This is a genomic window from Streptomyces longhuiensis, assembly GCF_020616555.1.
Classification (GTDB): Bacteria; Actinomycetota; Actinomycetes; order Streptomycetales; family Streptomycetaceae; genus Streptomyces; species Streptomyces longhuiensis.
Window position 1 is genome coordinate 1,295,042 of the sequence record NZ_CP085173.1, and the last position, 25,186, is coordinate 1,320,227.

The 25,186-nt window shown below is 70.8% G+C and carries 23 protein-coding genes and 1 pseudogene; 12 read left to right on the forward strand and 12 right to left on the reverse strand.

The window, feature by feature from the left end; all coding sequences use genetic code 11:
- Positions 1 to 19 precede the first annotated feature (19 nt).
- Complete coding sequence (locus tag LGI35_RS06240) at positions 20 to 1,177, forward strand: agmatine deiminase family protein (protein WP_227292896.1); 1,158 nt, start codon at positions 20 to 22, stop codon at positions 1,175 to 1,177.
- Positions 1,178 to 1,352: 175 nt separating this feature from the next.
- Entirely contained in the window at positions 1,353 to 2,450 is a 1,098-nt protein-coding gene (locus LGI35_RS06245) for a hypothetical protein (RefSeq protein ID WP_227292897.1), read from the forward strand.
- Positions 2,451 to 2,483: 33 nt separating this feature from the next.
- On the opposite strand, the gene LGI35_RS06250 is transcribed toward LGI35_RS06245, so the two are convergent.
- Entirely contained in the window at positions 2,484 to 3,122 is a 639-nt protein-coding gene (locus tag LGI35_RS06250; protein WP_227292898.1) for a DinB family protein, read from the reverse strand.
- Between the two features lie 89 nt (positions 3,123 to 3,211).
- Here LGI35_RS06250 and LGI35_RS06255 point away from each other — a divergent pair, with 89 nt between their 5' ends.
- A complete protein-coding gene (locus LGI35_RS06255; protein WP_376226181.1) occupies positions 3,212 to 4,165 on the forward strand; it encodes an endonuclease/exonuclease/phosphatase family protein in 954 nt (317 codons plus the stop codon).
- A gap of 40 nt (positions 4,166 to 4,205) precedes the next feature.
- On the opposite strand, the gene LGI35_RS06260 is transcribed toward LGI35_RS06255, so the two are convergent.
- Entirely contained in the window at positions 4,206 to 4,502 is a 297-nt protein-coding gene (locus tag LGI35_RS06260) for a YciI family protein (RefSeq protein WP_227292899.1), read from the reverse strand.
- A 238-nt stretch (positions 4,503 to 4,740) separates the two neighbouring features.
- Between LGI35_RS06260 and LGI35_RS06265 the strand changes: the two genes are divergently transcribed.
- The gene (locus LGI35_RS06265) at positions 4,741 to 5,058 is read left to right on the forward strand and encodes a hypothetical protein (protein WP_227292900.1); all 318 of its coding nucleotides are present in this window, start codon (positions 4,741 to 4,743) and stop codon (positions 5,056 to 5,058) included.
- 53 nt (positions 5,059 to 5,111) lie between these two features.
- On the opposite strand, the gene LGI35_RS06270 is transcribed toward LGI35_RS06265, so the two are convergent.
- The 4 genes from LGI35_RS06270 to LGI35_RS06285 all read right to left on the reverse strand — a co-directional run bounded on the left by LGI35_RS06270 (position 5,112) and on the right by LGI35_RS06285 (position 8,529).
- Positions 5,112 to 6,035, reverse strand: a complete 924-nt coding sequence (locus LGI35_RS06270) for an NAD-dependent epimerase/dehydratase family protein (protein ID WP_227292901.1) — start codon at positions 6,033 to 6,035, stop codon at positions 5,112 to 5,114.
- Between the two features lie 84 nt (positions 6,036 to 6,119).
- Positions 6,120 to 6,257: a hypothetical protein gene (locus LGI35_RS06275; protein ID WP_227292902.1), complete on the reverse strand. Its 138-nt coding sequence runs from the start codon at positions 6,255 to 6,257 to the stop codon at positions 6,120 to 6,122.
- A gap of 173 nt (positions 6,258 to 6,430) precedes the next feature.
- Positions 6,431 to 7,636: a cytochrome P450 family protein gene (locus tag LGI35_RS06280; RefSeq protein ID WP_423835684.1), complete on the reverse strand. Its 1,206-nt coding sequence runs from the start codon at positions 7,634 to 7,636 to the stop codon at positions 6,431 to 6,433.
- Positions 7,637 to 7,641: 5 nt separating this feature from the next.
- Positions 7,642 to 8,529, reverse strand: coding sequence for a patatin-like phospholipase family protein (locus LGI35_RS06285; protein WP_227292903.1), 888 nt, complete (start codon positions 8,527 to 8,529; stop codon positions 7,642 to 7,644).
- A gap of 99 nt (positions 8,530 to 8,628) precedes the next feature.
- Here LGI35_RS06285 and LGI35_RS06290 point away from each other — a divergent pair, with 99 nt between their 5' ends.
- Together LGI35_RS06290 and LGI35_RS06295 are read left to right on the forward strand one after the other, a co-directional pair.
- Positions 8,629 to 9,366 carry a TetR/AcrR family transcriptional regulator gene (locus tag LGI35_RS06290; RefSeq protein WP_227292904.1) on the forward strand — a complete coding sequence of 246 codons (738 nt, stop codon included), beginning with the start codon at positions 8,629 to 8,631 and terminating at the stop codon, positions 9,364 to 9,366.
- Positions 9,367 to 9,638: 272 nt separating this feature from the next.
- A complete protein-coding gene (locus tag LGI35_RS06295) occupies positions 9,639 to 10,454 on the forward strand; it encodes an SAM-dependent methyltransferase (protein WP_227292905.1) in 816 nt (271 codons plus the stop codon).
- An 87-nt stretch (positions 10,455 to 10,541) separates the two neighbouring features.
- On the opposite strand, the gene LGI35_RS06300 is transcribed toward LGI35_RS06295, so the two are convergent.
- Both LGI35_RS06300 and LGI35_RS46570 read right to left on the reverse strand, forming a co-directional pair.
- The gene (locus LGI35_RS06300) at positions 10,542 to 10,763 is read right to left on the reverse strand and encodes a hypothetical protein (RefSeq protein ID WP_227292906.1); all 222 of its coding nucleotides are present in this window, start codon (positions 10,761 to 10,763) and stop codon (positions 10,542 to 10,544) included.
- Between the two features lie 80 nt (positions 10,764 to 10,843).
- A pseudogene (locus tag LGI35_RS46570) lies at positions 10,844 to 10,948 on the reverse strand (restriction endonuclease); the annotation flags it as partial.
- 275 nt (positions 10,949 to 11,223) lie between these two features.
- Between LGI35_RS46570 and LGI35_RS06310 the strand changes: the two are divergent.
- Positions 11,224 to 12,375, forward strand: coding sequence for a D-alanyl-D-alanine carboxypeptidase family protein (locus LGI35_RS06310; RefSeq protein ID WP_227292907.1), 1,152 nt, complete (start codon positions 11,224 to 11,226; stop codon positions 12,373 to 12,375).
- Between the two features lie 141 nt (positions 12,376 to 12,516).
- Positions 12,517 to 14,598, forward strand: coding sequence for a SpoIIE family protein phosphatase (locus tag LGI35_RS06315; protein WP_227292908.1), 2,082 nt, complete (start codon positions 12,517 to 12,519; stop codon positions 14,596 to 14,598).
- 18 nt (positions 14,599 to 14,616) lie between these two features.
- On the opposite strand, the gene LGI35_RS06320 is transcribed toward LGI35_RS06315, so the two are convergent.
- Together LGI35_RS06320 and LGI35_RS06325 are read right to left on the reverse strand one after the other, a co-directional pair.
- Positions 14,617 to 15,945: an APC family permease gene (locus LGI35_RS06320; RefSeq protein ID WP_227292909.1), complete on the reverse strand. Its 1,329-nt coding sequence runs from the start codon at positions 15,943 to 15,945 to the stop codon at positions 14,617 to 14,619.
- A complete protein-coding gene (locus LGI35_RS06325) occupies positions 15,938 to 16,873 on the reverse strand; it encodes a carbon-nitrogen hydrolase family protein (protein WP_227292910.1) in 936 nt (311 codons plus the stop codon). Before LGI35_RS06325 ends, LGI35_RS06320 begins: the two co-directional genes overlap by 8 nt.
- A 142-nt stretch (positions 16,874 to 17,015) precedes the next feature.
- Here LGI35_RS06325 and LGI35_RS06330 point away from each other — a divergent pair, with 142 nt between their 5' ends.
- Positions 17,016 to 17,747 (forward strand): TetR/AcrR family transcriptional regulator, encoded by a 732-nt coding sequence (locus LGI35_RS06330; RefSeq protein WP_227292911.1) that lies wholly within the window; start codon positions 17,016 to 17,018, stop codon positions 17,745 to 17,747.
- A 31-nt stretch (positions 17,748 to 17,778) separates the two neighbouring features.
- Here LGI35_RS06330 and LGI35_RS06335 read toward each other — a convergent pair whose 3' ends face one another.
- Entirely contained in the window at positions 17,779 to 18,669 is an 891-nt protein-coding gene (locus tag LGI35_RS06335; protein ID WP_227292912.1) for a TetR/AcrR family transcriptional regulator, read from the reverse strand.
- Between the two features lie 14 nt (positions 18,670 to 18,683).
- The gene (locus tag LGI35_RS06340; RefSeq protein ID WP_227292913.1) at positions 18,684 to 20,078 is read right to left on the reverse strand and encodes a flavin monoamine oxidase family protein; all 1,395 of its coding nucleotides are present in this window, start codon (positions 20,076 to 20,078) and stop codon (positions 18,684 to 18,686) included.
- A 148-nt stretch (positions 20,079 to 20,226) separates the two neighbouring features.
- Between LGI35_RS06340 and LGI35_RS06345 the strand changes: the two genes are divergently transcribed.
- The 3 genes from LGI35_RS06345 to LGI35_RS06355 are packed head-to-tail and all read left to right on the forward strand — an operon-like array spanning position 20,227 to position 25,070.
- The gene (locus LGI35_RS06345) at positions 20,227 to 21,810 is read left to right on the forward strand and encodes an APC family permease (RefSeq protein ID WP_227292914.1); all 1,584 of its coding nucleotides are present in this window, start codon (positions 20,227 to 20,229) and stop codon (positions 21,808 to 21,810) included.
- Positions 21,811 to 21,852: 42 nt separating this feature from the next.
- On the forward strand, positions 21,853 to 23,019 hold the full coding sequence (locus LGI35_RS06350) for an acyl-CoA dehydrogenase family protein (protein ID WP_227292915.1): 1,167 nt from the start codon (positions 21,853 to 21,855) through the stop codon (positions 23,017 to 23,019).
- A complete protein-coding gene (locus tag LGI35_RS06355; protein ID WP_227292916.1) occupies positions 23,016 to 25,070 on the forward strand; it encodes an acetate--CoA ligase family protein in 2,055 nt (684 codons plus the stop codon). The genes LGI35_RS06350 and LGI35_RS06355 overlap by 4 nt, the downstream gene beginning before the upstream one ends.
- Positions 25,071 to 25,186: the final 116 nt, after the last annotated feature.

The window sequence follows — 25,186 nt, forward strand, 5'->3', positions numbered from 1 at the left end:
AACAGATCGGAGATCACAGATGAACGACCACCGCGCACCACAGATCCCGGCCCACCGCCTTCTCAACAGAAGGAACTTCCTCGCCGCGACGGGGCTGGCGGCAGCCGGCGCCGCCTGGGCCGCGACCGGCGGCGGCCAAGCGCTCGCCACCCCGGTTCCGGCCGCCGGCACGGGATTCGCCGTGCCGCTCGACACCGTCCCGCACACCCGGACATGGATGGCGTGGCCCGACAGCACCGCCATCTGGGGTCGTAAGCTGGCCGGCGTCCAGGCGAACATCGCCCTCATCGCGAAGACGATCGCCAAGTACGAACCCGTCACCGTGTGCGCCAACTCCGCCAGTGTCTCGCAGGCCCGGAGCGCCTGCGGATCGGCCGTCACCGTGATCGGTTCGATCCCGGTCGACGACTGCTGGATGCGTGACAGCGGGCCGGTCTTCCGCACCGACGGGGTCGGCGGCCTCGACGCCGTGGACCTGAACTTCAACGGCTGGGGCAACAAGCAGACCCACGCGAAGGACTCGCTGGTCGCCGAGCGGATCGCGGCCGAGGTCGGGGTGCGGCTCACCACCGCCGACTTCGTCGGCGAGGGCGGCGCGGTGGAGACCGACGGCAACGGCACGCTCATGGCCACCAGGAGCAGCCTCGTCAACAAGAACCGCAACCCGGGCATGACCACCGCGCAGATCGAGGCCGCGATGTGCGACGCCTTCGGGGCGTCGAAGGTGATCTGGTTCAACGGCGTGACCGGGCGGGACATCACCGACGACCACGTCGACGCCACCTCCCGCTTCCTCGCCGCCGGTGACGGCCTCGTCCAGATGCCCCTGGCCACCGACACCGACGCCTGGTCGAAGGACGCCCGCCAGCAGTACCAGATCCTCTCCACGTCCACCACCGCCGACGGCACCCCGATGGCGGTCACCAAGATCCAGGGCCCGGACTACTCCCGCATCCGGTCGAGCGACGTCAACTTCGTCGCCGCGTACGCCAATTACTACGTGTGCAACGGGGCCGTGATCTCGGCCCAGTTCGGTGACACCCGCGCGGACGCCGGGGCCAAGGCCGCCCTCCAGCGGCTGTTCCCGGGCCGCACCGTGGAGCAGCTCAACATCGACAGCCTCGGAGCGGGCGGGGGCGGCATCCACTGCGTCACCCAGCAGCAACCCCGCCCGTAGCGAGCGGGTACCGGTGCCGGGCCACGGCTCGGCACCGGTACGCCGAGACACACCGCCCCACGTGCACACGGTTTAAGATCAGCGACGCCGAGGCGGCAACCATGCCCTCGGCCGACTCGACGCGGTGAAGGTGGAGCACCGCGTCAAGTGCCGCGAAAGGGGCGGGGAGCAGATCGTGAGCAAGGGTGAGGCGTCCATATCGGACGAGGAGTGGGAGCGATTCCAGAGGGAGGCCGAGGCCGGAACTCAGGGTGCGCCCGAGGAACCGTCGGCCAGGGCCCGGATGGTGACGCGACGGCTGCGGGAGGAGACCGCCCGGCCCGAGGGGTGGCGGACTCACCAGCCGGCCCGGCAGCGGCGCGGCAAGGGCTGGTACGTGGTCGCTCTCCTCCTCGCCGCGGGCCTGCTGTTCATGGCGCTGGATCCCGGGCGCGTGACCGATTGGTTCAGCGGTGGAGGCAGCGGCGACACCCCGCTCGCCGCGGAGTCGGTACGTCCCGACCAGCCGCCCGCGACGGAGTCGGCGGCCCAACAGCCCACCCTCCAGCAACCGTTCAGGGGATCACCGGCGGCGCGATGGGGTGACGGAACGGCGGGGATCACCGTCCCCGAGGCCCGGGCGACCGGCTGGATGAGCGAGGCGCAGGTCTCGCAGGCACTCGACAGGTCCCGGGACTTTCTCGCCGCGTCCAATCTGGATTCCGGTGTGCTGCTCGGACAGCCGCCCGAGAAGGCGATCGCGTTGATCAATCCCAAGCAGAAGGACGTCCAGGACTACCTGGCGACCGCGTTCCGCGCACCGAGCAAGGACGCCGATCCTCTGATGCTGTTCAGCCGCTTCGCGACGGAGAAGGTGCGTCTCGTCGGGGACGTGGTCAAGACGCGCGGGCGGATCACGTACCGGGAGGGCAAGCGCGGTGCGGTCGAGGTGACCACCGACGTCACGTACGTCTACCCGGTCGCGCACGCCGCGGAGCGAAGTGACGAGGTCGCGCGCACGATCGTGCGCCGCGAGGTGGTGATGAGCTGGGACGACCCGGCGAAGGTGATCACCGAGCCGGGGACGTTCTCCCTCGTCTCCTACAAGTCGGACACCACCAACGGCGGCTGCGACAACGACACCGGTTTCTACGTCCCGGAGTTCCGCTCCGCGCGCACGGCAACCGGCCCGGGAGCCGACCGCGAGGTCGACCCGTACGACCGGAGCACCTCGATGAACGCGCGCATGCAGGGCGCCGACGACACGGAGTGCGGAACCGCGACACGGTCGTGAGCGGTGCGGGGACGCGAGTGGTCGGCGCGAGGACTACTCGCTCCGCGTCCCGTACCAGCGCCACTCGGTGAGCCGTGGGCGATCGGGCAGTGCGATGCGTCCGGTTGCCCACAGCAGGTTGTCCCAGGCGTCGCCGCAGAGGGTGACGTGGGGGAAGAGCCTCCGCAGGACGCGTTCGCACAACTCCCTCGGCGGCGACCACTGCCGGTTGAGTCCCTGAGTGATGTCGTGGGTGTGCACGAGTGTTTCGACCACGGCCATCGCCGCAAAGCCTTCCGGGTCCGAGGGCCCGAAGACGTGGTAGGAAACGGTGGTCGACGGGGCCGTGCGCAGGACTGACGCCATCAGGCCACCGCACGCCTCCAGGACGGTGAGGAGGCCGTCGGGGCCCGTGGCCCGGTCGACGAAGACGACGTTCGCCGGCCCACCGTTTCGGTCACTGCTCGTCCGGAACGGCAGCAGCGTGTCCGTCGGCGGTTTCGCGAGCCCGAACCTCGCCGCGTAGGTGAACAGGTCGTCGGCCAAGTGCTCCAGCGTCTCCCAGCAGGTCCACTCGAGTGTTCCCGCCTTGGCCTCCCATGCCTGTGGATCGGCACCGTGCAGGACGTCCACGGCCAGAGTGACGACCCGGCGCACGTCCTCGCCGTCGACGGTGGTGTCCGCGCTGTCCATGCACCAGATCGTAACAACGGGCGGACGGGGAACCCGATCCGTCCGACGGCTCGTCCTGAGAGGCGATGCCGAGCAGATGGGAAGCCGTGGTGAAGTGGGATCGGTCGGCCTGGGAGCGGGGGCGCGTGCTCGCCGGGCTCGCCGTGGTGACGGCCGGGCTGCCGGCCTTCCACCGGGCCGTGCCCAACTCCGTGGGGCACCTGGGCAGTTTGCTGGAGCAGTTCCTGCCGTGGCTGGGCCTGGTGGTCGTGGCGCTGCTGGTCCTGGCGCTGCTGCGCCGTTCAGCCCTCGCACTGATCAGCCTGTTCCTGCCCGTGGTGGCATGGACGTACCTCTGCGGCGGGCTGCTGTTGCCGGGGGCGGCACCCGGCGCACACGACCTGGTCGTGGTGCAGCACAACGTCAGTGACGAGAACCCCGACCCGGCGGGAACCGCGCGCTCCCTGGCCGACGCCGAGCCCGATCTCATCGCGCTGGAGGAACTGGTCCCGGCGGCGCTGCCGGTCTACGAGAAGACGTTGGCCCCGCAGTACCCGTACCACGCGGTGCGGGGCACGGTCGGACTCTGGTCGAAGCATCCCCTGACCGGCTCCCGGACGGTGGACATCAAACCCCGGGGAATGAAGGACAGTTGGCAGCGTGGACTGCGAGCCGTGGCCCGTACGCCGCGCGGGGAGATCGCGGTGTACGTCGCGCACCTGCCCTCGGTCCGTGTCGGGGCGAGCGGTCTCGGGTCCACGAGGCGCGACGAGAGCGCGGGCATGTTGGGCCGGGTTGTCGCCGCCGAGAAGCTGCAGCCGGTGATCCTCTTGGGCGACCTCAACAGCACGGTCGACGACCGTGGGTTGGCCCCGCTGACCTCACGCATGAACACGGCGCGACGCGGTTTCGCGTTCAGCTTCCCCGCCGCGTTCCCGGTGGCCCGGATCGACCAGGTGCTGGCCCGCTCGGCGACCGTGACCCATATCCGTACGCTGCCGGCGACCGGCAGCGACCACCTGCCCGTCGCCGCCCGGATCGCGCTGGGCCGGCCGGTGGAGTAGTGCGGCCGTCACCGCAGATCGGTGGCGGCCGCACACGGCGTCAGGACAGCTGGTCGGCGAGCGGTCCGAGCACCGGGGTCCACTCGCGGACCGAGACGTCGCTGACGAGCCCGTTCAGGCGGAACGGGTCCTTCTCCGTGGCGGCCAGGGCCGACTGCTTGTCGGCGGCGCGGAACAGGAGCAGCGCGCCGGGCGCCTCCGCCTCGGCGAAGGGGCCCGAGACGAGGTTGATCCCCTGCTCGATGAGCACGCCGAGGAACTCCCGGTGAGCGGGGCGGACGGCGTCGCGGGCCGCGGAGTCATCGGTGTAGGTGTAGGTCACGGCGTAGATAGGCATCGTGGTGTTCTCTCCTGTGAGTCCGAGTCCGAGCTAGGCCCGAGGTATGTCTGAGTCTGGGGCAGGTCGGGGCGATCGCTGTGCGATTATGCTGCCCGGCTTGTCGAAAAGATCAGTACCCCCGTCTGGGCAGTCTGCCTTCTGGGCATGCCACGCCGGTGGGACGGCTTGGGGGATTGCGGTGCGGGGACGGCTGGGCGGATCTCATTCCGGACGTGCGGCGGCGGTAGCCGGGGCGGTGGCGCTCTGCCTGGGCCTGACCACCGGGTGCTCGTTCGGCGACAGCTCCGACCCCAAGAGGGCCGCAGCCCAACAGGAGCGGTTCTGCGCCCAGTTCGGCCGATGGCAGCAGGACGTCGACACACCTGATGCCGACTCCGTCTCAGGTCAGATGGCGATCGACGCCGCGAAGGTACTGGACCGGGAGCACCTGGACACGGGCGGCAGTCACATCCTGCGTGACACTGAGGCGGCCGTTGTGTACCGCATGCACGACAGCGGGGTCAGGGTGGCCGCGTACTGCGACCGGGTTGGTTTCGAGACGCTGGTCGGCTGACTCAGGGCAGTGACGCACCGACCACCCCGGTGGGGCAGCTCCTCCGTCCGGGTTCACACCAGGCCCTCCCGGAAGCCCTGCCGCCACGACGGATAGCGCGGCTCCCAGCCGAGCTCCCGTTTGGCCTTGTCGTTGGAGAAGCCGCGGCCCTCGGTCATCATCCGCACCGCGACTTCCCCGGCCAACAGGCGGGCCAGCCATCTGGGAACCCGCAGGGGAGGCTTCGCGCCCGCGCACCGGGCCAGGTGAGGCAGCCACTCGCCGGCCGGGGCGGGTTCGTCGTCGACGATGTTGAACACGCCCGTCGCCTTCTGTTCGACGGCCAGTACGGTGGCGCTCGCCGCGTCGTCGAGGTGCACCCACGAGCTGTGGCCGGTGCCACGCCCGACGAGCGGGAACTGACGCTTGCGCACGAGCTCGACCTGGTCGTCGGTCGCGCCGGGACCGTACAGTCCGCCGTATCGCAGGGCCGCGCCGCCGGCTTGGACGGCCACGTCCTCGACATGGCGGATCGCCTCCATGCCCGGTCCGGCCGCCGTCCCCGTCATCAGATCGAGCGGGTCCTCCTCGGTCTTCACCCAGCCGCCCTCGTGGACGCCGTTCCAGCTGGCGTAGCTCTGCGCGACGAAGTGGGCGTCGGTCGCCTCGGCGGCGGCCAGCAGGTGGTCCGTCCCCTCGGTGCGCAGCCGGTTGGTGGTCGCGAACCAGCGGTCCATGTGCTTGATGTCGGGTTTGCCGGCGATCGCGGTCATCTGGTGCACGACGACGTCCGGCCGGGCCTTCGCCACCGCTTCGCCGACCGACACCGCGTCGAGCCCGTCCATCACGACAGCCTCTGCGCCCAGGTCCCCGAGCAGGCCCAGTTTGGCCGCGCTCGTCGTCGTAGCCGTCACCTGGTGCCCCCGGGCCACGAGCTGCGGTACCAGCCGCCGCCCCACAACCCCGGTCCCACCCGCCACGAATACCCGCACAGCCATCACCCTCTTGATTCCGATTCGGCCTCTCACACCTGAGACGAGACGGCGCGGTCATCTGTGACATGCGGAGCCGTCGAACCGGCCCTACGCCTCGCCGCGCTCCGTCGGCGCCTCGTTGACGACCTCGGCCAGGCGGTGCAGCCGGCTTGCGAGCGCCCGGCGTTCGCGCGGGGTGAAGCGCGGCAGCACCCGCTCCTGGCGCTCCCGCGGTTCGTGGCGCATCGTCTCGTGTCGTCGGGCGCCCTCAGCGGTGAGGCTGACGAGGACGCGGCGCTCGTCCTCGGGCGCAGGCCATCAACTGGGGCAGCGCCGAGACCCTCGTCCCGCGCCTGGCCCGCACACCTGTGGAGCGGGCCGACCAGTGACATGCGGGCAACGCTGTCGTCCGTGGTGGTTCAGCCGACGCGCAGGGGGAGTTCGGTCAGGCCTCTGAGCAGGGTGCTGGTGCGCCATGTGAGGGTGGCGGGGTCCGTGGCGAACGCGAGGGTGGGGCGGTCGTGGAGGAGCAGGCGGAGGGCGACGGTGGCTTCGGCGCGGGCCAGGGGCGCGCCCAGGCAGTGGTGAAGGCCGTGACCGAAGCCGAGGTGGCTGTTGGGGGCACGGCGTATGTCGAACCGGTCCGGGTCGGGGAAGTGCAGCGGGTCCCGGGAAGCGGCGGCGAGGGAGATGAGTACGGCGTCGCCCGCAGGGATGTGCGTTCCGGCGATGTCCAGCGGTTCGGCGGCGAAACGGAACGCGCTCGCGTGTACGGGTGAGTTGTAGCGCAGGGATTCCTCGACGGCCGCGCCGGTCAGCTCAGGCTCGTCCCTGAGGAGGTCGAGTTGGTCGGGGTGGCCGAGCAGGGCGTGGAGCGTGCCGGAGATGAGGTCGACGGTGGTCTCGTGACCCGCGACGAGGAGGAGGAAGACCATGCCGAGGAGTTCTTCGCGGGTCAGAGGAGCGTCACCGGTCGCGGTGTCGGCGATGGCGAGGATGCTGAGCAGGGCGGAGTCCGGCGCGCGGCGTTTGCGTTCGATCAACTCGGCCAGATAGGTGGTCAGTTCGGTGGCCGCCGAGGTCGCGCGCTCCGAGCTCTCCGGCATGACCAGCGCGTTGGACCAGGCATGGAAAGCAGTTCGGTCGGATGCGGGGATGCCCAGGAGGTCGCAGATCACGGTGACGGGCAGGGGCAGTGCGTAGGCGCTGACCAGGTCGACGGCCCCGTGGTGCGGGAGTTCGGCGAGCAGGTCGGTGGTGATGGCCTCGATCCGCGGGCGCAGGGCGGCGATGCGCCCCGGGGTGAAGTGGCCTGCGGCCAGGCGGCGGAGGCGGGTGTGCTGGGGTGGGTCGGTCTGGAGCATGTTGCGTCCGACGGCGTGTCCGCCGTCGCCGTGCCAGGAGGAGGAGTGCCGGATGTCGTTGCGCAGGCGCGGATCGGTCAACGCGGCGCGTGCCGCGTCACGTGTGACGACCAGCCACGCCTCCCCGCTCTCCGGGACGAGGACGCGGTGCACGGGACCCTTGTCCCGTAGGGCCACGTATACGGGGTAGGGGTTCGCGGCCATGTCGTGGCCTTCCGGAGCCAGGTCGTCGAGCGTGGGCGGCTGAGTGCGCTTCCCCATCGCCGTCACCCCTTCCAGAGGCGGGACACCGCGTCTGCGAGCGACGTGGCCTGGGCATGGCCCGCGCGTGCGGCACCGGGCCTGGGCGTATCGGCGGCCATGTTGCGCCCCATGGCGCGGAGGGCGGCACGGTCCGGGGACACCAGCAGGACGTCGGTCCCCTCGGCCTCCAGTTCGGCCGCCTGTTGCCGGGCGCTCGGGTGCGGGCCGGGCGCTGAGGTCAACGGAGCAATGGCCAGGACGCGGCGGTAGCCACGCGCGAGATGGATGTTGGCGGTGGCGCGGGTGCCGCCGTCGATCCAGCGGCGCCCGGCCGCCGACGCCGGAGGCCAGACGATGGGGACGGCACAACTGGCCGTGACCGCCTCCACGAGGGTGACCTGTCCGGCGGCGTCGAACGCCTCCAGGGATCCGGTGTGCGCGTCGATCGCCGTGATCCGCAGATCGGTGTTCGTGGGCCAGGCTGTGGCGTCCCGCAGCAGGGTCGCGATGGTGCGACGGACGTCGGACTCTGCTGCCGTGCGAGCGGCGAGGGCGGCTCGTCCCAGCCGTTGCACGGACCGCTGCGAGTCAGGGGAGCCGAGTGCCGCCCAGAGATAACGCAGGGTCTGGGCGGCGGTGACCGGCAGGTCGATGCGATCCGCTCGGGCCAACTGCCGCTCGTACAACTCTCGAGCGGATTCACCGCAGGCCAAACGGGCACCGAAGATCGCACCTGCCGACGTGCCGATGACCACGTCGGCACTCAGGGGATCGATCCCCGCGTCGGCGAGACCGGCCAGTACTCCCGCCATCCAGGCCCCGCCGACGGGCCCGCCACCCCCCAACACCAGCGCCGTGCCGCCCCTGTCGCCCTTGTCGCCGATCTCGCCCTTGTCGCTCACGTCGCTCATGTCGCAACCCCTCGAAACCGTAAACGGGGAGCACTCCCCACTTCTTGCGTCGACGTTAGCATCAGTACTGGGGAGCATTCCCCGGTACCGTGAAGGGCGATGAAGATGGCAGACAGCACGGACCGCCCGGGCGGAACCACGGACACCGGCAGCGGCAGCGGCAGCGGCAGAACTGGCCGTGGCAAGGACGGTTCGGGCGCCGGCGCACCCGTCCGTCGCCGAGACGCGCGGCGCAACAGGGACCTGCTGATCGAAGCCGCCCACGAGGTGTTCACCGAACTGGGCCTCAACGCGCCGCTGGACGTGATCGCCCGGCGCGCCGGCGTGGGAAACGCGACCCTGTACCGGCACTTCCCCCACCGCGCCGCACTCGTCGACGCGGTCTTCCGCGACCAGCTGACCGGCACGATGGAGGCCGGCGACCGCGCCCGGGCCGTCGACGACGCCTGGACCGGGCTGACCGGCTACCTCCAGGCCGTCTTCACCGTCCTGGCCACCGACCGCGGGACGAACGACCTCATGACCACCCACCTCGAGGGCGTCGAGTCACTGGAGGCCGTACACGCCCACAACCACCGCACCATGGAACTCCTCCTCGAACGCGGTCGCCACCAGGGCATCATCCGCCCCGACGTCACCACCGAGGACGTGCTCTTCGCCCTGGCCGCGCTCGGCCGCGCGGTCCCCGCGCTCGCCACGGCGACCAACCCCGACGCCTGGCGCCGCCCCCTCGCGCTCCTCTGCGACAGCCTCCGCGCCGCACCGACGCCGCCGCTCCCCTCCCCCGCACTCACGCCCGGGCAACTCAACGACACACTGCACCACTTCAACCGCTGACAGCCGGAGGCGTCCGCCCGGCCGTCCGCGAAAGCGCTCCGCGTCCGCCGTCAGAAGCACCCCAGAAGCCCCGAAGGTGACCGCGCGTCCGACGACTGCGAAAGTCATCAACTCCGCGATGGGCACGCCGCGCCCATGCCGGCTGCGACGCGACGACGGTTCGAGCACCGTTTCCGTCCGATCGCATGAACTGGTGTGCGTACTGCGTTTGTTGGGACGTAGGTTATGCGGTGGAAACAGTTCACGCCTCGGTTGGAAGACGGACGGTAACCATGACGGACCACGCGACGACGCCCGGAGCTGCGGCTCACCAGAAGATCGACACGTCGGTTCCGCACTCGGCCCGGATCTGGAACTACTGGCTGGGCGGCAAGGACAACTACCCCGTCGACGAGGAGGCGGGGGACGCGTACAGCGCACTGTTCCCCGGCATCTCCACCATCGCCCGCAGCAGCCGCGCCTTCCTCCGCCGCAACATCTCGTACCTGGTCTCCCAGGCGGGCATCCGCCAGTTCCTCGACGTCGGCACCGGCCTGCCGACCGGGGACAACACCCACGAGGTCGCCCAGCGGATCGCCCCCGAGACCAAGATCGTGTACGTCGACCACGACCCGATGGTCCTCGCGCACGCCCGCGCGCTGCTCACCTCGACCCCCGAGGGTGCGACCGCCTACGTCGACGCGAACCTGGCCGACCCCGACCGCATCCTCGCGGCGGCGGCCGAGACGCTGGACCTCACGCGCCCCACGGCCCTGATCCTCAGCAACATCCTGGGCCACATGGGCGACTACGAGCAGGCGCGGACCATCGTCAAGCGGCTGATGGACGGACTGCCGTCGGGCAGCTACCTCTCCATCAACGACGGGTCGCGCGGCATCGACGCCGGTTTCGAGCAGGCCCAGGACGGCTACAACAGCTCGGGCGCCGTCCCCTACTTCCTGCGCCCGGTCGACGAGATCACGGCGTTCTTCGACGGCCTCGAACTCCTGGAACCCGGCGTGGTCTCGGTGCCGTTCTGGCGCCCGGAATCCGACTCCCCGGCCCCGCAGCTCATCGCCGAGCACGGCGGCCTGGCCCGCAAGCCGTGACCTGTAACTCCCTTTCCACGAAAGAGAGTTACTGACCAAGCCCTCGCGGAAGCCGAGGTCGGCGGCCGTCGCCGGGGCCGGATAGTTCTACACGTCCGGATCGTCGCCCCGCCACCACGGGCCGACGCCGAGTCTGCGCCGGCCGGAGTCCGTCAGCTCCGCATCGTCGGCGGAGGACGGCTCGGGGTCGAAAGGCTGCGGGGCGGCACCCGCTCGCTCCGCGGCCGTGCGGCCTCGTACGGCGCGCGCGGGCTCAGTGGCCTCGTCGGGGCTCGGTCCGGTGCCCAAGGGGCGGCGGGAATGGCTCACCGGCAAAGTCTCGCAGGTCACCGCGGCAGGTTGCACCACGCACGGCGCCTCGTCACAACGCCCTCACGACGCCGCTGCCGCGACAGCGCAGACGGTCTCTCCGGCGGCGGGACCCTGGGCAGCAGTTCCCACAGTGGTCGCGATCCGGCCACCCATGTCGCCATGGTGCGGCGGTCGACCAGGTACACCCCGCGCTGCCGACTGGCTGCGCTCCCCCGCAGCTGTCACGGCACATCAGATCCCGTACCGCGTACGCGAAATCACGATGGCGCGGGAAGTCCAGCCGAGGCACCGCCCCCGCGGCGACCCTGACTGCGTACGCGCGCGACAGGCCGCCCTCGCACCCACCGCCGCCACCCGGTGAGACGAGAGCCCCGCAATGTGACATGGAGTCATCCGGCCCCCGCCGAATGGCGTAAGCGCGATGGCAGGGGGAGAGCGGCGATCCTAAGTTTCCGTCATGGCACGATTCGTAGGCTTTTACCCCTGTATTACCAAGTCAGTTGTCGCCTCCCTCGCCGGTGCGGCGATCGCGGTCGGCCCGGTCGGCGGCGTCGCGGCCGCGGTGCCCCGCTCCGACGGGGTGAGCGGTCAGGTCCAGAACGCGCCGGGGACGCCGGACGCACCGGAGGTGTCCGCTCTGTCCTGGACGGTCACCGACGTCGGCAGCGGCAATCTGCTGGCCGCCAAGGAGCCGCACCTCCGCCTGGCCCCGGCCAGCACCCTCAAGACGTTGTTCGCGTTGGCTCTGCTGCCGCAGTTGCCCGCCACCACAGAGCACACGGCCGTCACCGCCGACATCGACGACGTCGCTCCCGGCAGCAGTCTCGTCGGCGTGCACGAGGGAACCAGCTACACCGTCGGCGACCTGTGGCGCGGTGTCTTCCTCAGCTCCGGCAACGACGCGGTGCACACGCTCGCCCGACTGAACGGCGGACCGGATCTCGCGCTCGCGCGGATGCAGGCCACCGCGGACCGGCTCGGCGCGCACGACACCGCGGTGCGCTCCCTCGACGGGTTCGACACCCCAGGCCAGTACTCATCCGCGTACGACCTGTCGCTGTTCGCGAGGGCAGGGTTGCGGAACGCGGACTTCCGTCGCTACTGCGGGACGAAGTCGGCCCAGTTCCCGGCCGCGGGCGGCCCCAACTCCTTCGGCATCCAGAACACCAACCGCCTCCTGGTCGGATCCCACGGCGTGGAGCCCTATCCGGGCCTGATCGGTGTGAAGAACGGATACACGTCCGAGGCCGGAAACACGCTCGTCGCCGCCGCGACCCGGCACAACCGCACGATCCTGATCACCATCATGAATCCGCAGGACACCTCGGCCAACGCCGTCTACGAAGAGAGCCGCGAACTCCTGGACTGGGGCTTCGACGCCGCTCCACAGGCTTTGACGGCAGGGCAGCTGCGAGGGTCGGCCTCGCCCTCCGCGACAGGTCGCCCCGACTCGGCCCACCACGGTGCTGTCGCCGCGGCTTCCACGTCCGGGAAAGCGTCGTCCGGCCTCTCCCGCCACCTGGAAGCGGCCGTCGCCCTGCTCAGCCTCGCCTCTGTGCCCTTCCTCATCAGGGCTGTCCGGCGCAGGCGCAACCGCTCCACCAGGTGACGAGCCGCGCGCACCCGGGGCCCGGGGCCTGACAGGCGACCCACCGCGATTCCGCGCAGAATGAGGAGGTGAGGCCACGCCCGGCGCAGCCGTGAACCGGCGCGCCCTCGGTTGCCGAGGGCGTACGGGCCAGGAGGATTCATGGATCGCCCCTTCGAACCGAGCGGCGTGCCCGATACACAGAGTGATCCCGAGGCCGCCGCCCACGTCGCCCTTGCGGTCAACGGCATGGGCACCTTCTCGTGGGACGTGGACGCGGGACTGATCCAGTACGACGACGGGGGCCTGGCCGTCATGGGGTTCCGGCCCGGCGAGTTCGACGGGCGCCTGGCCAGTCTGGGCGAGCGGATAGTGCCCAGCGAGGTGCCGGCCATCGAGGAGCTGGTGGACAGGGCGCTGCGGGAGCGCTCCGGATTCAGCCTCTACTTCCGGGTGCGGCGCCCCGACGGGCGACTGCAGTGGACTCACACGCAAGGTCACATCGTCCGGGACGAGCACAGCCGTCCGGTGCGGGTCATCGGGATCATCCGTGACGCGAGCCAGGAACTGCGGGCGGTGGACCAGACCGAGCTGCTGCGGCAGGCCCGGGAGGAGCGCCACCGTCCGTCCGACGTCGTCGTCCACGTCAGCGACGCCCTCGTGCCGACCGTGACCGTGGAGGACGTCGCGGAGGCCCTCACCGACTCGCGGCTGATGGAGCGGATCGGCGCCTCCAGCGTCCTCCTGGGCCTGATCGACAACGGCCGCATGGAACTGGTGGGCTCCAACGGCGTCCACGAGGGCCTCATCCAGGACTTTCACCTGGCACGTCTGAGTGAGCCGCTGCCACTGACGGAGGCGGCTCGCACCCGTGAGGCCGTGTTCGTGACGAACAGGCTGGATTTCATCGCCCGCTTTCCGGCGCTGACGCCGTACATGTCGCAGTTCCCGGACGCCGCGGCAGCGGTGTACCTGCCGCTGATCGCGCAGGACACCCCGATCGGCGCCGTCGGGCTCACGTACGAGGGGCGGGCCAGCTTCCCGCCGGACGAGCGGACCGTACTGACGGCGCTCGGCAAGGTCATCGCCCAGTCGCTCCAGCGGGCGCTGCTCTACGACCAGGAGCACGAGCTCGCCGCGGGGCTGCAGACGGCGATGCTGCCCGGGATCCTGCCGCACGTGCCCGGCGTGCACCTCGCGACCCGTTACCGGCCCACGCGGGCCCGGGGTGGCATCGGTGGCGACTGGTACGACGCGCTGACGCTGCCCGACGGCCGGATCGCCGTCGTCGTCGGCGACGTGCAGGGTCACGATGTGACGGCCGCCGCCGTGATGGGGCAGCTGCGCATCGCTCTGCGCGCGTACGCCGCCGAGGGGCATCCGCCCTCCACGGCCATGGCGCGCGCGTCCGCCTTCCTCGCCGAACTCGACACCGACCGGTTCGCCACCTGTCTCATGGCCCTCGTCGATCCGCTCACGGGGATGACCTCGGTGGTGCGCGCGGGCCATCCGGAGCCCGTGCTGCGCGGCCCGGACGGAAGCTGTGCCTGGCTCGACACCCCCGGTGGCCTCCCCCTCGGTCTCAACACGCCGGGTGGCCAGCCCGCGTACCCGGTCTTCGAGACCGTCGTCGAACCCGGCTCGACCCTGGTGCTGTGCACGGACGGGCTCATCGAGTCGCGCGCCGAGGACCTCGACCAGGGGCGAGAGCGGCTCCTCGACGCGCTGAGGGCCGGGCCTGGGCAGCCCGACGCTCTCGCCGACCATCTGCTGGACACCATGGCCACCTACACCGGTGAGGAGGACGACGTGGCTCTCCTGGTGCTGCAGCGTTCCCGGGGGAAGGCGTCTCCGGCACCGCGTATGGAGGCGGTCATCTCCCCCAGCGATCCCGACGCCCTGCGCAACGCGCGGATCGCGTTGCGCGAGGCGCTGCACAGCTGGTCGTTGGAGGCTCTCAGCGACACGGCGGAACTCCTCGCCTGCGAACTCGCCACCAACGCCCTGGTGCACACCGACGGCAGCGCCACACTGACGGCCAGACCGGTACGGCACAGCGGCCGGGGCCTGCGTCTGGCCGTCAGCGACACGTCGACGGCGTCGCCCCGGCGCCGGGCCGCCCCGGAAAGGGCCACCTCCGGCCGCGGCATGATGCTCATCGAGGAGCTCGCCACCGCCTGGGGCATCGAACCCCGCGGCAACGGAAAGACGGTGTGGTGCGAGCTGTCCCTCGACCTGGTCTAGCCACGGACGTGACGAGCCTTAGGAGCCTTCTCCCATGCTCAACTCCGGTGTGGGGCGGCTGAATCCGCGGGTGAGCCACAGCAGGTGGGCGCCTCCCGCGGCGAGCCAGCACAGTCCGATGGTGAGGGCGACCGCGCTGAGCTGGGTCATCAGGTAGACGGTGACGCAGGCGCCGAGCGCGGGCGCGACGACGTAGCCCAGTACCTTCACACCGCCCTCGCCGCGGTGGCGGACGAAGTAGACGACCACACAGGCGTTGACCGCGGTGAAGGCGAGGAACGCCCCGAAGTTGATGAACGACGTCGCGGTCGCGAGGGAGATGTCGAGGCCGAGCACACACATGGCGCCGGTGAGCAGGAGGCAGAGCACCGGGGTCCTGGTCCTCGGGTGCAGCGCCCCGAAGAAGCGCTTGGGCAGCACGCCGTCACGGCCCATGGTGTAGAGCAGGCGGCTGGAGCTGAGCTGGACGGCGAGGCCCGAGGCGAACCCGCCGACGATGCCGGCCATGTTGGTCCAGTCGGCGAACGTCTGGCCGCCGACCTCGATGGACATCGCGTACGAGACGACCTCCGGGTCCTCGAACACGCCGCCCGGGTGGACGAGTTGCATGACGTAGGCCACGGCGGCGAAGAGGAGTCCGCCGATCGCGATGACGAGGACGACGGCCCGGGGGATGGTGCGCCGCGCGTCGTGGGTCTCTTCGGAGAGCGTGGTCACCGCGTCGAATCCCAGGTAGGAGTAGGCCGCGATGGCGGCGGCCGCCGAGATGCCGCCGAGGCTGCTCCCGCTGTTCCACAGCGGCTGCGTGTAGGACTTCGGGGCGTGGTGTCCGAGGTGGACCAGGCAGTACGCGACGAAGAGGAGCACGATGAACACGGCCAGACCGGTCAGGAGCTTGTTGACGCGGTCGGTCAGGGTGAGCCCGATGACGTTGACGAGCGTGGTCAGGCCGGCGTTGAGGAGCATCCACACCCAGACCGGGATGCTGGGGAACTGCGCGTTCAAGTAGATCGACTGGACGAGCCAGGCGACCATCGGCAGGAACAGGTAGTCGAGCAGCACGGCCCAGCCGACGAGGAAACCGACGGGTGACCCGAACAGGTTCCTGGTGTAGACGTACGCCGAGCCGGACGTCGGGTAGTGGCGGGCCATCTTCGCGTAGCTCAGCGCGGTGAGGAACATGGCGCCGGTGGCGACGAGGAGCGCGGTCGGCGCGGCGCCCGAGCTGGCCGCGGAGATCACACCGAAGATCACCATGACCATGCTGGGCGCCATGTAGGCGAGGCCGAAGGCGACCACCGACGTCAGCGACAGCTTCGGGGTGAGGCGCACGGAGGTGTCACTCATCGCCGAACTCCTCGGCGGGGCGCGCGAAGACCGTGTGTCCGGTGGGGCGCAGGTCGTCGGGGGTTTCGCGGGAGACGGCGGGCCGCCATGTGGCGGGGTCGATGAGGCCGTTGTAGAGCGGCAGCTCCAGCGGGGTGTCACCGGCGGTGAAGTGGTCCCACGGCCAGGAGTCGCCACAGGTCCCGTACTTCCGCGCGGCCGCGACGCGGTCGAAGTCGACGACGCTGGTCAGCGTGACGTCCTCCATGCCGGCGGCGGCGACCTGGACGTGTCCCTCGGGGTCCACCAGGAGGCTGCGGCCGTGGGCCGTGGGGCCCGCGCCGTTCACGCTGGCCACCCAGACCTGGTTGACGATCGCGTTGGCCTGGTTGATCGGGATTTCCTGGGCGCGTCCCGCGGTCGGCGTCTGGACCACGTTGATCACCAGCTCGGCGCCCATCCACGCGAGGTGGCGGGTGAGCTCGGGGTACCAGCTGTCGTAACAGATCGAGAGGCCGACGCGGCCGTGTCCGGGTATGTCGAAGACGACGAAGTCCCGGCCGACGCACACCGGTTCGTAGGGGCGCCAGGTGAAGATCTTCCGGTAGCTCGCGACGAGTTCGCCGGCCGGGTCGTAGACCACGGCGGTGTTGTAGACGCTGCCGTCCGCGGCGCGTTCGAGGACCGTCCCGGGGACGAGCCAGATCCCCAGCTCGCGGGCCAGGGCTCCCAGCGCCTTCCCGCGCGGGCCGTCCAGCGGCTCCGCGTGGGCGTCGTACAGCTCCTCGGCGGACATCGAGTCCGTGCCCAGCGAGTAGAGATGCGCCTCGGGATAGACGACGAGGTCGGCCGCATTGGGCGACTTCATGCGCAGCCGCAGGCCCTCGGCGAACTGCTCGAAGGATTCCGCAGGTGCCTGGACGAGGGCAAGACGTAGGTGGCGGCTCATGGGGTTCCTGACTCTGGTGGACGGACCGGCACGACCGCTCGACGGCCTGCCGATCGGTGTGACGGGGACACCGAACCCGATGCGCAACGACGTTGTCAACGGTGTTGTCAGTTCTGCCGACGAACCTTGGTAAAGTTCCGCCATGGCGAAGAACACCGCGACCGCGGCCCCGACCGAGCGGTCCGGGGGCGACGCCGCGCGGCAGCCCACGCGGCGGGAGCGCAGGACCCTGCGGCAGGAGGCGGCGGTGAACGCCGCGTTCACGCTCGCCGAGCGGGAGGGTGTCGCCGGCCTGACGATGCGCAGGCTCGGCCAGGAGCTCGACGTCGACGCGGCCGTGCTCTACCGGCTGTTCCGTGACAAGGACGAGCTGCTCCTCGCCGTGTGCGAGCGCACCATCGAGACCATCCTCGGCGAGATCGGCGAGGTGCCCGACGACGAGCCCTGGCAGGACACGCTGCGCCGGATCGCCGAGGCCACCTGGCAGGTGCAGACGCGCTTCCCGGCGATCACCGTGCTGACCTTCGCGCGCACCACGGGAGGTCCGTGCGAGGCCCGGCTGGTCGAGCTGCAGCTCGCCACGTTCACGCGCTCGGGGCTCGCCCCCGCCGCGGCCGTCCTGTACTACAGGACCTTCGTCGACACCACCCTCGGACTCTGCGCCCACTCCGCGGCGCTCAGCTCACTGGACCCCGAGGTGCGGGAGAAGGACGCCACCGCGTGGACGCGGGTCTACGCGCATCTGCCCGCGGACGAGTACCCGGCCACCCGGGCCCACATCGACCAGCTCAGCTCCGTCAGCCAGAAGGCCCTCTACGACACCGCGGTGGAAGCGGTCGTCGCCGCGATCGAGCGGGCCGCCGACGGCAGTTGACGCGACGCCCGAGGTCCTGCGTCGAGTCCCGCTAGCGCAGCGTGATGTACGGCTCGAAGGCGTCCAGGAGCAGCTCGCGCATCCGTGCCGCGTCCATGTCGCCCGTCCCCGCGAGGACCTGGATCGCCATGCCGTCGACCATGCTGGTGAAGCGGCTGGCCATGGCCTCCGCGTCCGCGCCCCGCGCCATCCCCTCCTGCTGGCAGGTCCGCAGCAGGTCGAGCACGATTTCGCGCCAGCGGACGTGGACGCCCTTCTGGCCTTCCCTGAGGGTCGGGTCGAGGATGGCCTCGTTCCACGACTGCACCCACACCGACCACTCGTCGGCGTCCTCGTCGGTGGTCGTCAGCTGCACCTCGATCAGCCGGCGCAGCTTCTCGACGGTGGTGTCGGCCGTCCTGAACTCCTCTTCGAGGCGCGCGTGGAAGCGGTCGGCGTAGAAGACGAGAGCGGCCCGCAGCGCGTCGTCCTTCGTCGGGAAGTGATAATGGACGGTGCCGGTGCTGGTCCCGCACGCGCGGGCGATGTCGGCGACCCGCACCTTGTGGAACCCGCGGCGGGCGATGAGGCGGGCGGTGGCTTCCAGGATCTGGGCGCGGCGGAGGTCGGCGTCCACGGCGTCGGCGCGGCGGCGCGCGGGCTGCCCGCCACCCGCTCCGCCGCGCGCGACGGGCGGCCTTCCCGCACCGGTCCGCAGATACCGCTGCGACACCTTGCCGACCTGCGCGATCGCGGCGACCTCGTGGTCCTGGAGGCGGCGGTTGCCGCGCAGTGCCTTGGACAGCGCGGTGGGATCCATGCCCACGCGGTCGGCGAACTCCCGTTGGCTGATGGGCGCCGAAAGCACCACGAGCCGCGCCCGGTCCGCGAGGGTCGCGGTGTCGTCCGCGATGTCCTGTGCCCCGCCTTGGATCGACGTCATTGCGCTGGGTCCGTTCAGCCTTCCGGTTGCGATGAGAGTGCCGACACGACCTCGTCGGCCGCTCGCAGGCCCGACGCAATGGCACCGTCGATGTAGCCGTTCCACACACTAGCCGTCTCGGTTCCGGCCCAGTGCACGGTCCCGGTGGGTTCCCGCCAGCCGCGACGGCCGTATCCCGTCCAGCCACCGGGAGTTACGTACGCCTCGTAGCCACCCCGCGCGAAGGTGTCCCGCGACCAGATCTTCTCCGTGTAGTCGAGTGGACGTGCCGCGCGCTCCCCGACGACGGTGGTGAAGCTCTCCAGCACGGCCGTGCGGCGGCGGGCCTCGTCGAGGTCGCTCCAGTCCGTGACGCGGTCGCCGTACACGAAGCCGACGAGCACGCCCCGGGAGGCGTCGTCCGGTGAATTGTCGAACACGACGCCGATCGGCCCGTCGTCGTAGAGCGTGGCGACGCCCGAGAGTCCGGCCGCCCGCCAGAACGGGGCGTCGTACACCGCGTGGACCTTGGCGACGCGTCCCATCGGACTGTGGGACAGCCATCCGTCCCTGCTGACGGGGAGCCCCGGAGTGAAGCGGACGGTGCGGACCGCCTGGGGCGGCAGCGCGACGATCGCCCTGCGGGCCTCGAACACCTTGGACGCCGTCCTCACGCGGACGCCGCCCTCGTCGTACTCGATCGACTGCACCTGCTCGCCGAGTCGGACGCGCCCGCCGAGGAGGTCGGCGACGGCGCGGGCCGGACCCGCCGCACCGGTGACGAAGCGGCTGTCCTGGGCGCAGTCCCGCGTCTCCATGAGCTGCTCGTACCCGCCGGCGGCGGCGATGTAGAACAGCACGTGGAACAGGGAGATCTCGTACGGCTCCGCGCACCACAGACCCTGCACGGCGAGTGCCAGGCGGCGCCGGGCGTCCGGGTCGTCGGTCTGCGCACGGAAGAACGACTCGGCCGTCTGGGCGTCCCACTCCGCGAATCGGGTCGTGCGCCAGGGCTGTCGGGTGTCCACGGTCCGGGCGAGCTCGTCGAGGACTTCGCTGACGCGGGTGTACTCCGCGATGCCGGGGCCGTCGGCCGGTGCCGCGCCGAGGTAGGGGACGGTGCCGCCGTCGTGCCACACCTCGACGTGCTTGCCCGTCTCCCAGGTCGGGAAGGTGGCGCAGCCGAAGCGGTCCGCGAGGGCGAGCAGATGTGTCTGGGTCGGGCCGACCCACTGGCCGCCGTGATCGAGCGTGACGCCGTCGGCCCGGATCTCGGTGAGCACGCGGCCGCCCACCCGGTCGGCGGCCTCGACGAGCGTGAAGTCGACGCCCGCGTCGTGGAGTCGAAGAGCTGCGGCCAGTCCCGCGTAGCCGCCACCCACGACGACCACCTCGGATTCGACCAGGTCCATTTCGGTCTGTTCCCACATGGCCGCAGAGCATGTCGCAAGACTGATCCATCAGTCAATCGTTGCGATGAATCTGCCCGGAAGCCTTGACACACCCTCCCCCGACAGCATCATTGACCCACGCATCAATCTTGCGATTCGCCGCCCACCCCGGACAGGGGGTTCGCCCATGGCAACGTCACCTGACACCACTTCGGATACAGCACCAGACAGCTCGCAGGACAAGGGCCTGCGCACCGGTGCCCTCGGCATGACCACGAGCCTGATCCTCTCGGTGGCATCCGCCGCCCCGGCCTACAGCCTCGCCGCGACTCTCGCGTTCATCGTCGCCTTCGTCGGATTCCAGGCGCCGTCGATCGTCGTGCTCGCCTTCGTCCCGATCCTGTTCGTCTCCTTCGGCTACGCCGCCCTCAACCGCCAGGAGCCGGACTGCGGAACCATCTTCACCTGGGCCACCCGCGTCCTCGGCCCGCGCGTCGGCTTCATGGGCGGCTGGGCCATCATCACCTCGTTCACCCTGGTGATGGCCAGCCTGGCCCAGGTCGCGGGCCAGTACGTGTTCATCCTCTTCGGCGCGAAAGGCATCGGCTCCGACCCGTCCAGCCCTTGGGTCCTGCTGGTGGGACTCGGCTGGATCGCCCTCATGACGGCCGTCTGCTACCGCGGCATCGAGGTGGCGGCAGCCGTCCAACGCGCCCTGCTCTTCCTTGAGTTCGCCATGCTCGCGGTCTTCTCGGTCGTCGCCCTCGTACGCGTCTACACGGGGAACGCCGGTGCCGGCGCACGGCATCCGCACTGGTCCTGGCTCAACCCGTTCGAGATCTCCTCACCCGGCGCATTCGTCAGCGGCCTGGTCCTGATGCTGTTCATCTATTGGGGCTGGGAGACCGCGCTCACCGTCAACGAAGAGACCACCGACCGGCACCGGACACCCGGCGTCGCCGCCGTCTCCTCCACGGTCATGCTGCTCGTGCTCTATCTCGTCGCGACGGTGGCGACCCTGGCCTTCGCCGGCATCGGCACGACCGGCGCGGGCCTCGGCAACCCCGACAACTTCGGGGACGTCTTCTCCGCCATCGGCAAGGCCGTCTTCGGCGACAGCGGCCTCGGCTCCTTCCTGTGGCATCTGCTCGTCCTGATGGTGCTGTCCTCCGCCGCCGCGTCCACCGAGACGACCGTGCTCTCCCTGGGGCGCACCCTCCTGGCCATGGGCGGCCGCGGAGCCGCGCCGCGCATCTTCGCGAAGGTCCACCCGCGCTACTCGATCCCGCAGTTCAGCACCATCGCCACCGGAGTCGCGGGAGCGGTCTGCTACGTCGTCATGAACTTCCTGAGCCACGGCCAGGTCATCGGCGACGCCGTCTCCTCCTGCGGGCTCATGATCGCGTTCTACTACGGCCTCACGGGCCTCACCTCGGCCTGGGCCCACCGCACCCAGTGGCGACACAGTGCCGCCGACTTCTGGCTGCGCCTCACCCTCCCCGCGATCGGCGGCCTGACCCTCGTCGCGGCCGGGCTGTGGAGCCTGAAGAACGACTGGGACCCGGTGAACAGCTACACGTCCTGGACTCTCCCCTTCGCACCCCACTGGCGCATCGGCGGAGTCTTCGTCATCGGAGTCGGGACGCTCCTCCTCGGCTACCTGCTGATGCTGGCGTACGGCCGCATCGCACCACGGTTCTTCACCGTCACGCCCCAGGAGACGGCGGCCGTCGCCGAGCACGCGCCCTCGCACGAGCGCGTCCCCCAGTGAGTGTCAAAGCCCCTCAATAACCCTCCCACCACGGAGTTCGCCATGCCCTACCCCGTACGCGACGCGCTCGGCCTCTCCGCCGAGCAGCACGACTTCATCCGGCTCGCCCGCGACTTCGCCGCCGCCGAGATCCGTCCCCGCGCCCGCGCCGTCGACGACGCCCAGACCGAGTCTCCGCTGGACCTGTGGGACAAGGCCGCGAGGACGGGACTGGCCGCTTTCATGATCCCCGCGGAGTTCGGCGGCGGCGGAGTGACCGACATGGTCACGCAGGTGCTCGTACAGCAGGAGCTGTGCCACGGCGACATCGGCATCGGGAACCTCCTGACCTCCAGCGGCTTCTTCGCCGATCCCGTCCTCGAACTCGGCACGCAGGCGCAGAAGGAGCGGTGGCTGCGGCCCCTCACCACCGACACACCCCCGTTGACCGCGCTCGCCGTCACCGAACCCGACCACGGCTCGGACGCCGCCGGCATCCGCACCCGCGCGGTGCGCGACGGCGATCACTACGTGCTCAGCGGCCAGAAGGCGTGGATCTCCAACGCCCCATACGCACAGCGGTTCGTCGTGTTCGCCACGGTCGACCCGTCGCTCCGCGCGCGTGGCGTGACCGCGTTCGTCATCGACCGGGACACGCCCGGACTGACCGTGGGCAGGCCGATGCGCAAGATGGGGCAGCGCGCCATCGTCAACGCCGAGGTGTTCCTCGACAACGTACGCGTCCCCGCCGCCGACCGGCTCGGCGCCGAGGGCCAGGGTTTCTCCGGGCTGATGCGCACCTTCGACGCCTCCCGGATCCTGATCGGCGCGTCCTGCGCGGGCCTGTGCCGGGCCGCCCTCGACCTGGCCGTGGAGTACGCCCAGGAGCGCGTGCAGTTCGGCGTGCCCATCATCGAGCACCAGGCGGTCGCGTTCCGGCTCGCCGACATGGCGACCCGCGCCGACACCGCCCATCTGGTGACGATGCGCGCGGCACGCCTCTTCGACCAGGGCGAGAAGGTCACCGCCGAGTCGGCGATGGCGAAGCTGACCGGCTCGGAGAACGCCATGTTCAACACGTGGGCCGCCGTGCAGACGCTGGGCGGCTGGGGCTACTCGCAGGAGTTCCTCGCCGAGAAGTGGATGCGTGACGCGAAGCTGGAGGAGATCGAGGAAGGCACCTCCGACATCCAGCGGCTGGTCATCTCCAGGGCGCTCGCGAAGTCATGACCACTCTCGACGTCTTCCGCGCCCCGGAGTCGGTCGCCGTCGTCGGCGCCACCGACAACCCGGCCAAGTGGGGCCACTGGCTCGCCCGCGGCGCCGTCGCGGGCGCGCACCGGCGCCGCGTACACCTGGTCAACACGCGCGGCGGCCAGGTCCTCGGCCGCGCCACCCTCCCGGGCCTCGACGCACTGCCCGAGGTTCCCGATCTGGTCGCCTTCGCCGTCCCTTCCCCAGCCTTGGCCGACGGCGTCTCCCGGGCCGTCGCGCTCGGCGTGCCCGGTCTGCTCGCGATCACCGCGGGCGTCGAGGACGAGGCCGCGATCGGTGACGTGATCGCGGAGAGCGGCTCCCGGCTCCTCGGGCCGAACAGCCTCGGTCTCTACGACGCGTCGAGCGAACTGGAGCTGGCCTGGGGCCGATTCACACCCGGCGGCCTCGCGATCGTGTCGCAGAGCGGACAGCTGGGCCTGGAGATCGCGGGGATGGCCGCGAGCGCCGGCATCGGTGTCTCCAGGTTCGTGTCCGTCGGCAGCCAGCTCGACGTGTGCGCCGCCGAACTGCTCGCCGACCTGGCCCACCACGAAGCCACCCGCGTCGTCGCCGTCTATCTGGAGAGCTTCGGCGACGGTGAGCGGCTTCTGGACGCCCTGGACCACCTGCGTGAGGCGGGCAAGCCGGTGCTCCTGCTGACGGTCGGCGACAGCAGGGCCGCACAGCAGGCGGCCCGCTCGCACACCGGAGCCATGACGTCAGGCCTCGACGTCGTGGACGCCGCCTGCCGCACGGTCGGCGCCGTTCGCGTCGACACACCGGCCCAACTCGTCGACGCGGCACAGCTGTTGAGCCGATGCGCGCCGGTGCGGGGGCGTCGGGTCGCGATCGTGGCCGACAGCGGCGGACAGGGCGCCGTCGGCGCGGACACCGCGTCACGGCTCGGCCTGACCGTCGCCGAGTTTCCCCCGGCTCTCCAGGAGCGCCTCGCGGACCGGCTGCCGCCGCACGCCGCGGTCGCGAACCCCGTCGACCTCGCCGGCGCGGGTGAGGACGACATCTCCACGTACGCGTCGACACCGGCGGTCCTCGCCGACAGCTCGGTCACCGATGCCGTCGTGCTCAGTGGCTACTTCGGCAGCTACGGTCGCGACATCCCCGAACACCAGACGGCCGAGTCGCGGGTCGCGCGGGCCATCGGCTCCCTGGCCGCCGAGCGGGCGATTCCGGTCGTGGTGCACTCGATGGCCGAACATACGGAGACGGTGAGGGAGTTGCACGCGGCGGGGGTGCCGACCTTCGCCGACGTCGAGGCGGCACTGCGGGCGGTGGCGACGGCGCACCGCTTCACTCAGGCACCCCGCCCGCGCGCAGGCCGCGTGCCCGCGCGTGAGCGTCAAGTACCCCCAGGCAGTGGGTATCTGGCCGCCCGACGGCTGCTGGCCGACGCGGGAGTTCCGTTCCCGCCCGCGGTCGGGATCGCGCCGGGTGCGCCGGATCCTGGCGGCGCGATGCGGTCCCTCTCGGCACCGGTCGTGCTCAAAGCCGACTGGCTGGAGCACAAGACGGAGCACGGCGGTGTCGCGACCGGGCTGGGCGATTCCGCCGCGCTCGGCGCCGCGTACGACGACATGGTGGCGCGGCTCGGGCCGCACGGGTACGTGGTCGAGGAGATGGACCGGCGCACCGACGTGGTCGAAGTGATCGTCGCCGCGCGCCGCGACCCGTCGTTCGGTCCCGTCGTCGTGGTAGGCGCCGGCGGAGTCCAGGCCGAGCTCAGTCAGGACCTCGCGCTTGAACTCGCCCCCTGCTCCCACGACACCGCGCGCGAGATGATCCGCCGGCTCCGGTCCTGGCCACTGCTGGCCGGCTGGCGTGGCAGACGGCCGGTCGACGTCGACGCGCTGGCGGCGGTCGTCGTCGCCGTCTCCGAGCTGATCGCCGACCGTGGCGACATCGGCGAGATCGAGCTGAACCCGGTCCGCGTCTCACCGGAAGGAGCCCTCGCGGTCGACGCCCTCGTCATAGCGGCACCGACGCCCGACAGCCCCTCCACTCACTGACCGCGTCCGGCCGGCGACCACCGGCCGGAACCCGGTGTTCACAAACTCGACCCTGTAGAGGTCTAGCCGCAGACCATTGAATGTCGGCACTCTTGCGCCCGTTGTGTCAGGACGTA

Excerpts from the sequence above, each read along its gene's own strand:
- LGI35_RS06240 (WP_227292896.1), top strand. The coding sequence starts at position 20 with ATGAACGACCACCGCGCACCACAGATCCCGGCCCACCGCCTTCTCAAC.
- LGI35_RS06250 (WP_227292898.1), bottom strand. The coding sequence starts at position 3,122 with ATGGACAGCGCGGACACCACCGTCGACGGCGAGGACGTGCGCCGGGTC.
- LGI35_RS06260 (WP_227292899.1), bottom strand. The coding sequence starts at position 4,502 with ATGCCTATCTACGCCGTGACCTACACCTACACCGATGACTCCGCGGCC.
- LGI35_RS06270 (WP_227292901.1), bottom strand. The coding sequence starts at position 6,035 with ATGGCTGTGCGGGTATTCGTGGCGGGTGGGACCGGGGTTGTGGGGCGG.
- LGI35_RS06275 (WP_227292902.1), bottom strand. The coding sequence starts at position 6,257 with ATGCGCCACGAACCGCGGGAGCGCCAGGAGCGGGTGCTGCCGCGCTTC.
- LGI35_RS06280 (WP_423835684.1), bottom strand. The coding sequence starts at position 7,636 with ATGGGGAAGCGCACTCAGCCGCCCACGCTCGACGACCTGGCTCCGGAA.
- LGI35_RS06285 (WP_227292903.1), bottom strand. The coding sequence starts at position 8,529 with ATGAGCGACGTGAGCGACAAGGGCGAGATCGGCGACAAGGGCGACAGG.
- LGI35_RS06290 (WP_227292904.1), top strand. The coding sequence starts at position 8,629 with ATGAAGATGGCAGACAGCACGGACCGCCCGGGCGGAACCACGGACACC.
- LGI35_RS06295 (WP_227292905.1), top strand. The coding sequence starts at position 9,639 with ATGACGGACCACGCGACGACGCCCGGAGCTGCGGCTCACCAGAAGATC.
- LGI35_RS06310 (WP_227292907.1), top strand. The coding sequence starts at position 11,224 with ATGGCACGATTCGTAGGCTTTTACCCCTGTATTACCAAGTCAGTTGTC.
- LGI35_RS06315 (WP_227292908.1), top strand. The coding sequence starts at position 12,517 with ATGGATCGCCCCTTCGAACCGAGCGGCGTGCCCGATACACAGAGTGAT.
- LGI35_RS06320 (WP_227292909.1), bottom strand. The coding sequence starts at position 15,945 with ATGAGTGACACCTCCGTGCGCCTCACCCCGAAGCTGTCGCTGACGTCG.
- LGI35_RS06325 (WP_227292910.1), bottom strand. The coding sequence starts at position 16,873 with ATGAGCCGCCACCTACGTCTTGCCCTCGTCCAGGCACCTGCGGAATCC.
- LGI35_RS06330 (WP_227292911.1), top strand. The coding sequence starts at position 17,016 with ATGGCGAAGAACACCGCGACCGCGGCCCCGACCGAGCGGTCCGGGGGC.
- LGI35_RS06335 (WP_227292912.1), bottom strand. The coding sequence starts at position 18,669 with ATGACGTCGATCCAAGGCGGGGCACAGGACATCGCGGACGACACCGCG.
- LGI35_RS06340 (WP_227292913.1), bottom strand. The coding sequence starts at position 20,078 with ATGTGGGAACAGACCGAAATGGACCTGGTCGAATCCGAGGTGGTCGTC.
- LGI35_RS06345 (WP_227292914.1), top strand. The coding sequence starts at position 20,227 with ATGGCAACGTCACCTGACACCACTTCGGATACAGCACCAGACAGCTCG.
- LGI35_RS06350 (WP_227292915.1), top strand. The coding sequence starts at position 21,853 with ATGCCCTACCCCGTACGCGACGCGCTCGGCCTCTCCGCCGAGCAGCAC.
- LGI35_RS06355 (WP_227292916.1), top strand. The coding sequence starts at position 23,016 with ATGACCACTCTCGACGTCTTCCGCGCCCCGGAGTCGGTCGCCGTCGTC.